General features: G+C 72.1%; 9 protein-coding genes and 1 pseudogene. 8 read left to right on the forward strand and 2 right to left on the reverse strand.

The annotated features are described in order from the left end of the window. The first annotated feature begins 8 nt into the window (after positions 1-8). From ACZ3ZE_RS21305 to ACZ3ZE_RS21325, 5 genes are all read left to right on the forward strand, one after another. Positions 9-1,424: a sensor histidine kinase gene (locus ACZ3ZE_RS21305; RefSeq protein WP_363290562.1), complete on the forward strand. Its 1,416-nt coding sequence runs from the start codon at positions 9-11 to the stop codon at positions 1,422-1,424. Positions 1,425-1,544: 120 nt separating this feature from the next. After that, positions 1,545-2,807, forward strand: coding sequence for a bifunctional glycosyltransferase family 2/GtrA family protein (locus ACZ3ZE_RS21310; RefSeq protein ID WP_361168067.1), 1,263 nt, complete (start codon positions 1,545-1,547; stop codon positions 2,805-2,807). Further along, a complete protein-coding gene (locus ACZ3ZE_RS21315) occupies positions 2,804-4,954 on the forward strand; it encodes an ArnT family glycosyltransferase (protein ID WP_467260141.1) in 2,151 nt (716 codons plus the stop codon). The genes ACZ3ZE_RS21310 and ACZ3ZE_RS21315 overlap by 4 nt, the downstream gene beginning before the upstream one ends. Positions 4,955-5,108: 154 nt before the next feature. Next, positions 5,109-6,635, forward strand: coding sequence for an MFS transporter (locus ACZ3ZE_RS21320; RefSeq protein WP_467260144.1), 1,527 nt, complete (start codon positions 5,109-5,111; stop codon positions 6,633-6,635). 36 nt (positions 6,636-6,671) lie between these two features. Beyond that, positions 6,672-7,445 carry a TetR/AcrR family transcriptional regulator gene (locus tag ACZ3ZE_RS21325; protein WP_361168058.1) on the forward strand — a complete coding sequence of 258 codons (774 nt, stop codon included), beginning with the start codon at positions 6,672-6,674 and terminating at the stop codon, positions 7,443-7,445. Positions 7,446-7,639: 194 nt separating this feature from the next. Here ACZ3ZE_RS21325 and ACZ3ZE_RS21330 read toward each other — a convergent pair. Beyond that, positions 7,640-9,124 (reverse strand): annotated as a pseudogene (locus ACZ3ZE_RS21330) (MDR family MFS transporter); the annotation flags it as partial. A 242-nt stretch (positions 9,125-9,366) separates the two neighbouring features. Then, positions 9,367-9,810 (reverse strand): MarR family winged helix-turn-helix transcriptional regulator, encoded by a 444-nt coding sequence (locus tag ACZ3ZE_RS21335; RefSeq protein ID WP_361168051.1) that lies wholly within the window; start codon positions 9,808-9,810, stop codon positions 9,367-9,369. A 201-nt stretch (positions 9,811-10,011) separates the two neighbouring features. Between ACZ3ZE_RS21335 and ACZ3ZE_RS21340 the strand changes: the two genes are divergently transcribed. From ACZ3ZE_RS21340 to ACZ3ZE_RS21350, 3 genes are all read left to right on the forward strand, one after another. Then, positions 10,012-10,278, forward strand: coding sequence for a hypothetical protein (locus ACZ3ZE_RS21340; RefSeq protein WP_361168048.1), 267 nt, complete (start codon positions 10,012-10,014; stop codon positions 10,276-10,278). A gap of 652 nt (positions 10,279-10,930) precedes the next feature. Then, positions 10,931-11,398, forward strand: coding sequence for a MarR family winged helix-turn-helix transcriptional regulator (locus ACZ3ZE_RS21345; protein WP_361620951.1), 468 nt, complete (start codon positions 10,931-10,933; stop codon positions 11,396-11,398). Between the two features lie 153 nt (positions 11,399-11,551). Then, a complete protein-coding gene (locus ACZ3ZE_RS21350) occupies positions 11,552-12,235 on the forward strand; it encodes a DNA alkylation repair protein (protein WP_361620952.1) in 684 nt (227 codons plus the stop codon). Positions 12,236-12,289 lie beyond the last annotated feature (54 nt).

Raw genomic sequence — 12,289 nt, forward strand, 5'->3', positions numbered from 1 at the left:
TCGCCGTCGTGTGCGCGGTCATCGGCACGGTGACGACGATCGCGTTCCGCTCGTACCTGTACGACCAGGCGGACACCCGCCTCCAGGAGGTCGCCAACCGGGCCGCCGGCCCGCCGCACTCCGCCCCCGGGCCCATGCCGGACGGCGGCTTCAGGGCGCCCCTCGGCTTCGTCCTCGGGCCCGGCGCGCCGCTCGGGACGGTCGGTGCGCGGGTCGTGGACGGCGAGCTGACCTCGTCGAGCGTCTCCGTGCCGCCGGAGGACGGGGTGTACGGGCAGCGGTACCGGGAGGACGAGCTGAGCGCCGCCCAGTCCGCCGCCCTCTCCGCCGTCCCGCGCGACGGCGGCCCGCACACCGTGGCGCTGCCCGGCGGCCTGGGCGACTACCGGGTGCAGTACGCCACCGGCAAGAACGGCGACTACCTCATCGGCATCCCGCTGTCCGAGGTCCAGGACGCCCTGTCCACCCTCGTCGTCGTCGAGCTGAGCGTCACCGGTGCCGGGCTCGTCGCCGCCTCGCTCGCCGGGACCGTGCTCGTACGGGTCGCCCTGCGGCCGCTGCGCCGGGTCGCCGCGACCGCCGCCCAGGTCTCCCGGCTGCCGCTGCACAGCGGCGAGGTGGCGCTCGACCACCGGGTGCCGGAGGCGCAGGCCGATCCGCGGACCGAGGTCGGGCAGGTCGGCGCGGCCATCAACCGGATGCTCGACCACGTCCACTCGGCGCTCGACGCGCGCCAGCGGAGCGAGACCCGGGTGCGCCAGTTCGTCGCCGACGCCAGCCACGAGCTGCGCACCCCGCTGGCCTCGATCCGCGGGTACGCGGAGCTGACCCGGCGCGGGCGCGAGGAGTGCGGGCCCGACACCCGGCACGCGCTCGGGCGCATCGAGTCGGAGGCGACCCGGATGACGGGCCTGGTCGAGGACCTGCTGCTGCTCGCCCGGCTCGACACCGGACGCCCGCTCTCGTACGAGAGCACCGATCTCGCCCTGCTGGTCGTGGACGCCGTCTCCGACGCCCGCGCCGCCGGCCCCGGGCACCACTGGCGCCTCGAACTCCCCGACGGCGGGGCCGCGGTGAAGATCCCGGCCGACGCCGCCCGGCTCCACCAGGTCCTCGTCAACCTCCTCGCCAACGCCCGTACGCACACCCCGCCCGGCACCACCGTCACCGGGCGGCTGCGAGTCGGCCCCACCCACGTGGTCGTCGAGGTCGAGGACGACGGGCCGGGCATCGCACCGGAGTTGGTGCCGTCCGTCTTCGAACGGTTCGCCCGCGGCGACGCCTCCCGCTCCCGGCACGCCGGCAGCACCGGACTCGGCCTCGCCATCGTCCGGGCGGTCACCCTCGCCCACGGCGGCGAGGTGAACGTCGACAGCGCGCCGGGGCGCACCCTGTTCGCGATCAGGCTGCCGAAGCAGCTCTGAGGCGGGGGGGGAGGGGGAGGGGGCGGGACAGCTGCTGGCCCCCCTCCCCTCCCCCCGACTCACAGCCACCCCACAGCCTCACCACACCACCATGACAGCGCCCCTGGCGAGGGTCGGGGCATGCAGATGTCACCGACCGCCGAAACCCTTCCCGCCCGGGAGCACCTCCCCGTTGGCGTGGCCGGCCGGCCCGTCCTCGACGTGGTGATCCCCGTGTTCAACGAGGAGAAGGACCTGGAGCCCTGCGTCCTGCGGCTCCACGAGCACCTCTCCCGTACCTTCCCGTACGACTTCCGCGTCACCGTCGCCGACAACGCCTCCACCGACTCCACCCCGGACGTGGCGCGGGCGCTGGCCGCCCGGCTGCCCGGCGTACGGGCCGTACGGCTGGAGCAGAAGGGGCGCGGGCGCGCGTTGCGGACCGTGTGGTCGGCGTCCGAGGCGCCGGTCCTCGCGTACATGGACGTGGACCTGTCCACCGACCTCAACGCGCTGCTGCCGCTCGTCGCGCCGCTCATCTCCGGCCACTCCGACCTCGCGATCGGCTCGCGGCTCGCCCGTTCCTCGCGCGTGGTGCGCGGCCCGAAGCGGGAGTTCATCTCCCGCGCCTACAACCTGATCCTGCGCGGCTCGCTCGCCGCCCGTTTCTCCGACGCGCAGTGCGGCTTCAAGGCGATCCGGCGCGAGGTCGCCGAGCGCCTGCTGCCGATGGTCGAGGACACCGGCTGGTTCTTCGACACGGAGCTGCTGGTGCTCGCCGAGCGGGCCGGGCTGCGCATCCACGAGGTGCCGGTCGACTGGGTCGACGACCCCGACTCGACCGTGCACCTCGTGCGGACCGCCACCGACGACCTGCGGGGCGTGTGGCGGGTGGGGCGGGCGCTCGCGACGGGTTCGCTGCCGCTGGACCGGCTGGCCCGGCCGTTCGGCGACGACCCGCGCGACCGCGACCTGTCCGGCGTGCCGGGCGGCCTGGCCCGCCAACTGGTCGGGTTCTGCGTGGTCGGGGCCCTGTCGACCCTCTGCTACCTGGCCCTCTACTCCCTCTTCCGGCTCGGCGTCGGCCCCCAACTCGCCAACGCCGGCGCCCTCCTCGTCTCCGCCGTCGCCAACACGGCCGCCAACCGGCGGCTCACCTTCGGCGTACGGGGCCGCGAACGGGCCGCCCGCCACCAGGCGCAGGGGCTCGTCGTCTTCGGCATCGGCCTCGCCCTGACCAGCGGCTCCCTCGCCGCGCTCGGCGCCGCGACCGGCGATCCGGCGCACTCGACCGAACTCGCCGTGCTGATCGTCGCCAACCTCGCCGCGACCGTCGTCCGCTTCCTCCTCTTCCGGCTCTGGGTCTTCCCGGAGCGCGCCACCGCCCCAAGGACCTCGCGATGAACTCCCTGACCCGACCCGGACCCGGGCCCCGCCCCCGCCCCCAGCGTCTGTGGCGCGGGCGGCCCGAAGACGCCCCCTGGGTGCGGCCCGCCTTCCTCGGCCTGCTCCTCCTCACCGCGGCGCTCTACCTCTGGAACCTGAGCGCCGGCGGCTACGCCAACTCCTTCTACTCCGCCGCCGTGCAGGCCGGCAGCGAGAGCTGGAAGGCCTTCTTCTTCGGCTCGCTCGACGCGGCCAACGCCATCACCGTCGACAAGCCGCCCGCCGCGCTGTGGCCGATGGCCCTGTCGGTCCGCCTGTTCGGTCTCGGCTCCTGGCAGATCCTGCTGCCCGAGGTGCTGATGGGGGTCGCCACCGTCGGCGTCCTGTACGCGGCGGTCCGGCGTCGCTTCGGCGCGGGCGCCGGCCTCATGGCGGGCCTGGTCCTCGCGCTCACCCCGGTCGCCGCGCTGATGTTCCGCTTCAACAACCCGGACGCGCTGCTGGCGCTCCTCATGACCGTCGCCGTCTACTGCGTGCTGCGCGCCCTGGAACTCGACAAGGGCGCGGCGCGCTGGCTGGTGTGGGCGGGCGTGGCGCTCGGCTTCGCGTTCCTCGCCAAGACCCTGCAGGCCTTCCTGATCCTGCCGGTCCTCGCGCTCGTGTACGTGGTGTGCGCGCCGGGCGGGATCGGGCGCCGGTTCGGGCGGCTCGGCCTCGGCGGGCTCGCGCTGCTGGTGTCGGCGGGCTGGTGGGTGGCCCTGGTCGAACTGTGGCCGGCGTCCTCCCGCCCGTACATCGGCGGCTCGCAGAACAACAGCTTCCTGGAGCTGACCTTCGGCTACAACGGCCTCGGCCGGCTCAACGGCGACGAGGTCGGCAGCGTGGGCGGCGGCGGTGCGCGCGGCGGCGGTACGGGCATGGAGCTGCCGGCCGGTTTGGAGCTGCCGGCCGGTTTGGAGCTGCCCGGAGGCGGCGGCCGTGGCGGTGGCGGCGGCTGGGGCGAGACCGGCCTCGGGCGCATGTTCAACGACCAGGTCGGCGGCCAGATCTCCTGGCTGCTCCCGGCCGCGCTGCTGCTGCTCGTCGCCGGTCTCGTGGTGACCTGGCGGGCCTCCCGTACGGACACGGCGCGTGCGGCGTTCCTGGTGTGGGGCGGTTCGCTGCTGCTGACGACGGGTGTCTTCAGCTTCATGGCCGGCATCTTCCACGAGTACTACACGGTGGCCATGGCCCCGTACCTCGCCGCCCTGGTCGGCATGGGCGCCGCCGTGCTGTGGGAGGAGCGGGCCCGGTTCCTCGCCTCGGCGGCCCTCGCCGCCTCGGTCGCGGTGACGGCGGTGTGGGCGTGGGTGCTGCTCGGCCGGACCCCGGACTGGCTGCCGTGGCTGCGCTGGGCGGTGCTCGTCGCGGGCTGCGCGGCGGCGCTCGGCCTGCTGGTCGCGGCCCGGCTGACCAGCGCGGCCCGGCGGATCGGCCTGACGGCGGCGGGCCTCGGCCTGGCGGCCGCCCTCGCGGGCCCCTTCGCGTACACCCTGGCCACGCTGGCCGACGGGCACCAGGGCTCGATCGTCACGGCGGGCCCGGCGGGCAGGGCCGGGCCGGGCGGGATGCGCGGCGGGCCGGGTGGCGGCCGGATGCTGTTCGGGGAGCGCCCGGGGCAGGGCGGCCCGGGCGCGCCGGGTGGCCAGGGCATGGGCCAGTTCCCGGGCGGCGGCGGCCAGGCTCCAGGGGGCCAGACCCCCGGTGGAGTTCAAGCCCCCACGCCCCCCGGCGAGAACGCCCGCCCCGGCGCCATCGGCGGCCTCCTCGACGGCCCGAGCGTCGGCACCGCGGCCAAGCGCAAGCTGCTCGCCGACGCCGGCGCGTACACCTGGGTCGCCGCCGCCGTCGGCGCGCAGAACGCGGCCGGCTACCAGCTCGCCACGGAGAAGCCGGTGATGGCGATCGGCGGCTTCAACGGCAGCGACCCGTCGCCGACGCTCGCGCGGTTCAAGCAGTACGTGGCCGAGGGGAAGATCCACTACTTCATCGGGTCCGGCGGTGGCATGGGCGGCGGTCCAGGCGGTGCCGGCAGCAGCGGCGAGATCAGCTCCTGGGTCGAGTCCACCTTCGAGAAGACGACCGTGGGCAGCGCCACCTTCTACGACCTGACCAGCAAGAAGTAGGAGGGCCTGGGCAGCGCGGATCAGCCCCCGATCAGTCCCCGATCAGGCCCCGAGTAGCCCCCGATCAGCCCCCGGAAAATAATCCCTATACAGCGTAAGAGACCTCCTATACGGTGTACGAGAACTCGCCTCGTACACCGTATAAGGAGTTGCCATGACGGCGCCGAACGCCAACGCCACGACCGGGGGCGGCCACCCACAGCGCTGGCTGATCCTCGGCGTCATCTGCCTCGCCCAGCTCACCGTGCTGCTCGACAACACGGTGCTCAGCGTCGCCATCCCCTCGCTGACCTCCGAGCTGCACGCCACCACCAGCGACATCCAGTGGATGATCAACGCCTACTCGCTGGTCCAGTCCGGCCTGCTGCTCACCGCGGGCAACGCCGCCGACCGCTACGGCCGCAAGAAGCTCCTCGCCGCCGGCCTCGCGCTCTTCGGGCTCGGCTCGCTCGCGGCGGGACTCGCCGACTCCACCGCGCAGTTGATCGCCGCCCGCGCGGGCATGGGTGTCGGCGGGGCGCTCCTGATGACCACGACCCTCGCCGTCGTCATGCAGATCTTCGACGACTCGGAGCGGGTCAAGGCCATCGCGCTCTGGTCCACCGTCGCCTCGCTCGGCTTCGCCGGCGGGCCGCTGATCGGCGGCGTGATCCTGAACCACTTCTGGTGGGGAATGATCTTCCTGATCAACATCCCGGTCGCCGTCGTCGCCCTGGTCGCCGTCGTCAAGCTGGTCCCCGAGTCCAAGAACCCGCAGGGCGAGCGCCCCGACCTGCTCGGCGCCCTGCTCTCCACCATCGGCATGACCGCCGTCGTGTACGCGATCATCAGCGGCCCCGAGCACGGCTGGATCTCCGGCGAGGTGCTGGTCCCGGCGGTCATCGGACTGCTCGGCCTGGGCGCCTTCGCGCTGTGGGAGCTGCACACCCCGTATCCGATGCTCGACATGCACTTCTTCCGCAACCAGAAGTTCGTCGGCGCCGTCGGCGGCTCGATCCTGGTCGTCTTCGGCATGGGCGGCTCGCTCTTCCTGCTCACCCAGCACCTGCAGTTCGTGCTCGGCTACGAACCCCTTGAGGCGGGCCTGCGGATGGCGCCGCTCGCCCTGACGATCGTCGGCCTCAACCTGACCGGCATCGGCCCGAAGATCGTCGTGAAGCTGGGCACCCCGCCCACCGTCGCCCTCGGCATGACCCTGGTCGCCGCCGGTCTCACCTCGATCTCGCTGCTCGGCGGCGGCACGGACGGCAGCTACTGGGGCATGCTGCTCGGCCTGATCCTCATGGGCGCCGGCATCGCGGTCTCCTCCCCGGCGATGGCCAACGCGCTCATGAGCGCGATCCCGCCGGAGAAGGCGGGCGTGGGCGCCGGGATCAACGGCACCCTCGCCGAGTTCGGCAACGGTCTCGGTGTCGCCGTCCTCGGCGCCGTCCTCAACGCCCGCTTCGCCGCCCTCGTCGCCGTCACCGCCACCTCCCTCCCGGCCGCCCTGGCCGCGGCGGGCAGCGACACCCAACGGCAGCAGATCTCCGACGCCTTCGCCTCCGGCCTGCAGACCAGCCAGCTGGTCGGCGCGGTCGCCGTCTTCGCCGGCGGACTGCTCGCCGCGGCCCTGCTCCAGCGGGCCGAACGGGCGGAGCGGCGCGAGCAGCGCGCGGAGAACATCGACGTGGCTGCATAGCATGGGCACGGAAAGCTGATCGGACGGAGCAACGCGATGGTCAAGGCGGCGGACAGGGCCAAGAACCCTGCGCGTTCCAGCGTCTGGCTGGAGAACCGGGCCGCCCGCAGCGGCGGCGGCCCGGCCGGGCTCGACCGGGAGCGGATCGTGACCACCGCGATCCGGATGCTCGACGAGGACGGCCTCGCCAAGCTGTCGATGCGCAGGCTGGCGACCGAGCTCAACGTCACCGCGATGTCCCTGTACTGGTACGTGGACACCAAGGACGACATCATCGAGTTCGCACTCGACGCCGTCCACGAGGCGATCGACCTGGCGGCCGTCGAAGCGGCGGGGAGCTGGCAGGAACGGCTCCGGCTGATGGCGAACGACTACCGCCGGATGCTGGTCGCCCACCCGTGGGTCTCGTCGATCTCGGGGACGTACCTCAACGTGGGCCCGCGGGCGGTCGCCGTCGCGAAGGGCATCTACTACCTGATCGAGTCGACCGGGCTGCCGCTGGACGGCCAGCCGGGGGCCACCTCGGCCGTCTTCCAGTTCGTGTACGGATTCGGCACGGTCGAGGGGCACTTCGAGCGGCGGGCGGCCGAGACGGGCATGTCGCAGGACGAGTACTACCGCTCGGCCGTCGACGCCTTCATGGACGATCCCCGCTTCGCCGACGACCTGGAGATCATGCGGTCCGTCATCGAGGAGCGGGCCGCCCGCTCGGTGGAGGTGCTGTGGGACCGCGACTTCGACTACGCGCTGGACGTGCTGATCGCGGGCATCGAGGTCATGGTCACCCGGGCCCGGGCGCGGGAGCAGTAAGCGGAAGCAGACGGAAATGACGGAGCGGCGGGCCGTCCCCTGCCCGCCGCTCCGTACCGAACCCGGCCGCACCTCCGCTCGAAGCGCGGCCGGGAGCTTTTCTACTTGGCGTCCGCCGTGACGTCCGCCGTGGTCTTCGCCGTGACGTCCGCCGTGCTCTCCGCCGTGGCGGCGTCCGCCTTGACGGTGTTGCTCTTCAGCGCGACCTCCTTGATGAACAGGGTCACGATGAAGGCCAGCAGCGCGAAGGGCGCCGAGTAGAGGAAGACGTCGCCGACGCCGTGGCCGTACGCGCTCTCCATGACCGTACGGATCGGGGCGGGCAGCTTGTCCATGTCGGGGATGCCGCCGCCGCCCTGGCCCATGGCCGCCGCGGCCTTCGGGCCGAGCTCGGTCAGGCCCTCCTTGACGTAGTCGGTGACCCGGTGGGCCATGACCGCGCCGAGCGCCGAGACACCGATCGCACCGCCGAGGGAGCGGAAGAAGGTGACGACGGAGGAGGCGACGCCGAGGTCGGAGGGGGCGACCTGGTTCTGCGTGCAGAGCACCAGGTTCTGCATCATCATGCCGAGGCCGAGGCCGAGGACCGCCATGAAGATCGCGATGTGCCAGTACGTCGTGTCGTAGCGGATCGTGCCGAGCAGACCGAGACCGCCGGCGGCGAGGGCGCCGCCGCTGACCAGCCAGGCCTTCCAGCGGCCGGTCTTGGTGATGATCATGCCGGAGACCGTCGACGAGACGAACAGGCCGCTGATCATCGGGATGGTGAGGACGCCGGACATCGTCGGCGACTCGTTGCGGGCCAGCTGGAAGTACTGGCTGAAGAAGACCGTGCCGGCGAACATCGCGACACCCACGAAGAGCGAGGCCAGCGAGGCCAGCGTGATCGTGCGGTTGCGGAAGAGACGCAGCGGGATGATCGGCTCGGAGGCCTTGGACTCCACGAGGAGGAACACCGCGCCGAGGAGGATCGAACCCCCGACCATGGCGGCGGTCTGCCAGGACATCCAGTCGTACTTGTCGCCCGCGAAGGTGACCCAGACCAGCAGCAGCGAGACGGCGGCGCTGATGAAGAAGGCACCCGCCCAGTCGACCTTGACCTCACGCTTGACGACGGGCAGCTTCAGCGTCTTCTGCAGCACGATCAGCGCGATCAGCGCGAAGGGCACGCCGACGTAGAAGCACCAGCGCCAGCCGAGCCAGTCGGTGTCGGTGATGACGCCGCCGAGCAGCGGGCCGCCGACGGTGGCGACGGCGAAGGTCGCGCCGAGGTAGCCGCTGTACCGGCCGCGCTCACGCGGGGCGATCATGGCGGCCAGGATGATCTGGGAGAGGGCGGTGAGACCGCCGACGCCGATGCCCTGCACCACGCGGCAGGCGATCAGCATGCCGGTGTTCTGCGAGAGACCGGCGACGATCGAGCCCGTGACGTAGATGATCAGGGCTATCTGGACCAGCAGCTTCTTGGAGAAGAGGTCCGCGAGCTTGCCCCAGAGCGGGGTGGTCGCCGTCATCGACAGGAGGGCGGCGGTGACGACCCAGGTGTAGGCGGACTGGCCGCCGCCGAGGTCGGTGATGATCTGGGGGAGGGCGTTCGAGACGATCGTCGAGGACAGGATGGCGACGAACATGCCGAGCAGAAGCCCGGAGAGCGCCTCCATGATCTGCCGGTGCGTCATCGGGGCACCGGAGTTGTCGGTCCGGCCTTCCCGTACACCCGTGGCAGGTGCGGTGGTAGCCATGAGGTTCCTTTACGTGTACGTGGGTGTACGTGGTGTACGGCGTCGTACGTGGGCATACGTGACGTCCGCTGCGGTCGGACGCGGGGCCGGTCGGGGGTCGGCCGGCGGGGTGGTCGGGCGGTGGCCGGCCGGGTGGCAGTGCGTCCGGGTGGCAGGGCTGCCTGGCGGCCGGGTGGTGGTCAGGCGTGCGGGGCCCGGCAGTCCCCGAAGGAGTCGCGCAGCCGGGAAAGCATGGTGGTGAGCAGTACGACGTCGTCGTCGGACCACTCCGCGAGGTGGCGGGCGAAGGCATCGGCGACCCGGCTGTCGAGCTCGCCGAGCATCGCGTGACCTTCGGTGGTGAGCCGCAGGATCCGGGAGCGCTTGTCGTCCGGGTCGGGCAGTCGCTCGATCCAGCCGTGCTCCACGGTGTGCGCCACGTGGCGGCTGCACACGGACATGTCGACGGCCATGAGTTCGGCCAGCCGGCTCATCCGCATGTCGCCGTGGTGTTTGACGAGGGCGAGCACGGCAGCCGCACCGCCCTGGCAGTGGGCGGGCAGGACCCGTGCGATGCCACGCTTGACGGCACCGATGGCGCTCACCGCCCTGGCGAGCTCCTCGTACCGGTTCAGCGTCTCCATCGGGCTCCCCCAACATCTTGTTGCTTAGGGCAACCATAGAGATCGATGGTTGCTCCAGGCAAACTAAATCGGTCAAAGCGCGCTAAAGAATCGGTAAAGGGGGGCCGGAAGGGGAGGAGAGGTGGGGGTCCTGGGGCGAGGGCGGTACGGGAGGAGGGCGGGGCTTGGGTCGGGAAGCCCTGTTTCGCTAGGGTCCGGGCCATGGCACACAACCCCCAAGCACCGTACGGCCAGGGCGGCCAGAGCCCCGAGGGCTCCTACGACCCCGCCGGCAGCACCCAGATGTTCCGCGCCTTCGTCGACGAGGGCGCCCCGCAGCAGCAGAACCAGCAGAACCAGCAGGGACAGCGGCGGCAGCAGCAGTACCAGACCACGACCCACTCCTCGGGCCCGCGCGTCGGCGTGATCGTCGGCGTCATCGTGGCGATCGCCGTCCTGGCGGGTGTTGCCTGGCTGGCGCTGGGCTGAGGGGCGGGCTCGGTGAGAGGGCGGTCGTGGTGGGAGTCCTGGTGGGCTTCTGGTGCGGCCGCCCTCTTTCCGAGTGTGGCCCCCGGGACCGGGCCCACGCGTACGCCGGGTTCGTGGTGCCTGTGGGTGGGCGGCTGCCTGGATGGTGGGTGGTGGGGCCGGGTATCGGCCGGGGCCGTGCCCTGTCCGTCGGGTGAGTGGGTGGGGGCTTGGTTCGTGGCCGAGGGTGGTGGGTGACGTTCCCCCCCGGTTCGAGGTGCGCGGGAGTGGAATCGGGCGGCCGGGCTTTGCTCAGCGGCTGACGGAAGGGGTGCGGCCGGGCTTCAGGCCCCGCTGGTCGCTGCCGGGGGTTGGCCTTGGGCTTCGGGCCGAACAATCCCGCCGCATTCGCGACTGGAGATGGCTGACGGTCGCCTCCCTCGTCACACGAGTGCCCGGCCGCCCCATCCCGGCCCGGAATTGTGGACTTTGCATGGCTGGGCATGGCAGGGCTGGGACGGGTGGTCGGGCGGGTGGAGTGGTGGCGAGATGGATCGATCTTTCTGGTCGGATCTCCGGCTTGACCTCAAGCGCACTTGAGGTCCTAGGTTCGTCCCACGGCCCGCGCGGCGGCGTGCGGGCTCCGCAACGAAGTATCAGGAGGGGACACCTCATGACGAGCCCGCAGATCTCCGATGCCGAACTCGCCGGACAGCCCGCTGCCTACTGGACCGGGGTCGCGTACGAGGCGCTCATCGCGTACACCCGCGCCCGGCAGGCCGAGAAGGGCTACACCCAGCCCCAGTTCTGGCTGCTGCGCAACCTGTCGGAGAACGACATCTCACCCGACGGCAAGGGGATGACCCTCCCCGAACTCCAGGCCGCCATGTCTTCCTACATACGGCCCGAGGACGACCTCGCGGCCGAGGCGGAGGTGCTCGTGGAGCGCGGCTGGCTGACCCGGGACGCCGAGGGCCTGCTGTGGCTCACCAAGGAGGGCGAGCAGGCCCGCGTCGACCTCGCGCGCAACGCCCCCGCCATCCGCGCCGCCCTCCACGCGGGCATCGACGACGCCGACTACGTCACCACCCTGAAGGTGCTCCAGCAGCTGATCCGCAACGCAGGCGGGACGGCTGCCTGACGGACCGAGGGGAGGGGCAGGGCGCTCGGCCTCTCCGCGCCCTTGACGCGGCGGCGGAAGGTGCGACTCTCGGAAAGAGGGCGGCCACACCAGAAGCCCACCAGCACCCCCACCCCCACGAACCCAGTGATCAGCGCGACCAGGAGGACACCGATGCCCGAGACGTCCGTACCCGACACGTCCGTCCCCCAGCTCCTGGCCGAGCTGGCCGCCCTGGAGGACCCGAAGGCGCGTGCCGTGAACGAGCGGCACGGGGACGACCACGGTGTGAACCTCGGCAAGCTGCGTGCGCTCGCCAAGCGGCTCAAGACGCAGCAGGACCTCGCGCGCGGGCTCTGGGCCACCGACGACACCGCCGCGATGCTCCTCGCGCTCCTGATCTGCCGCCCCAAGGCGTTCGAGCGCGACGAGCTGGACGCGATGCTGCGGCAGGCCCGCGCGCCCAAGGTCCACGACTGGCTCGTCAACTACGTCGTCAAGAAGAGCCCGCACGCCGAGGAGCTGCGCGTGGCCTGGTCCGCCGACCCGGACCCCGTCGTCGCCAGTGCCGGCTGGGCCCTCACCACCGAGCGGGTCGCCAAGAAGCCCGACGGCCTCGACCTCCCCGCCCTCCTCGACGTCATCGAGGCGGACATGAAGGACGCACCCGACCGCCTCCAGTGGGCCATGAACCACTGCCTCGCCCAGATCGGGATCGAGCACCCCGAGTACCGCGCCCGCGCGATCGGCATCGGCGAGCGCCTCGAAGTCCTGAAGGACTACCCGACCTCCCCGGGCTGCACGTCCCCCTTCGCCCCCGTCTGGATCGCCGAGATGGTCCGCCGCCAGACGGCGTGACCCGACCCCGACCCCGACCCCGACCCTGGCCCTGGCTCCGGCTCCGGCCCCGGA

It is taken from the genome of Streptomyces sp. NPDC023157, from assembly GCF_055560575.1.

Bases quoted from the DNA above. Each gene is read 5' to 3' on its own strand.
- ACZ3ZE_RS21310 (WP_361168067.1), top strand. From the start codon at position 1,545: ATGCAGATGTCACCGACCGCCGAAACCCTTCCCGCCCGGGAGCACCTC.
- ACZ3ZE_RS21315 (WP_467260141.1), top strand. From the start codon at position 2,804: ATGAACTCCCTGACCCGACCCGGACCCGGGCCCCGCCCCCGCCCCCAG.
- ACZ3ZE_RS21320 (WP_467260144.1), top strand. From the start codon at position 5,109: ATGACGGCGCCGAACGCCAACGCCACGACCGGGGGCGGCCACCCACAG.
- ACZ3ZE_RS21325 (WP_361168058.1), top strand. From the start codon at position 6,672: ATGGTCAAGGCGGCGGACAGGGCCAAGAACCCTGCGCGTTCCAGCGTC.
- ACZ3ZE_RS21335 (WP_361168051.1), bottom strand. From the start codon at position 9,810: ATGGAGACGCTGAACCGGTACGAGGAGCTCGCCAGGGCGGTGAGCGCC.
- ACZ3ZE_RS21340 (WP_361168048.1), top strand. From the start codon at position 10,012: ATGGCACACAACCCCCAAGCACCGTACGGCCAGGGCGGCCAGAGCCCC.
- ACZ3ZE_RS21345 (WP_361620951.1), top strand. From the start codon at position 10,931: ATGACGAGCCCGCAGATCTCCGATGCCGAACTCGCCGGACAGCCCGCT.
- ACZ3ZE_RS21350 (WP_361620952.1), top strand. From the start codon at position 11,552: ATGCCCGAGACGTCCGTACCCGACACGTCCGTCCCCCAGCTCCTGGCC.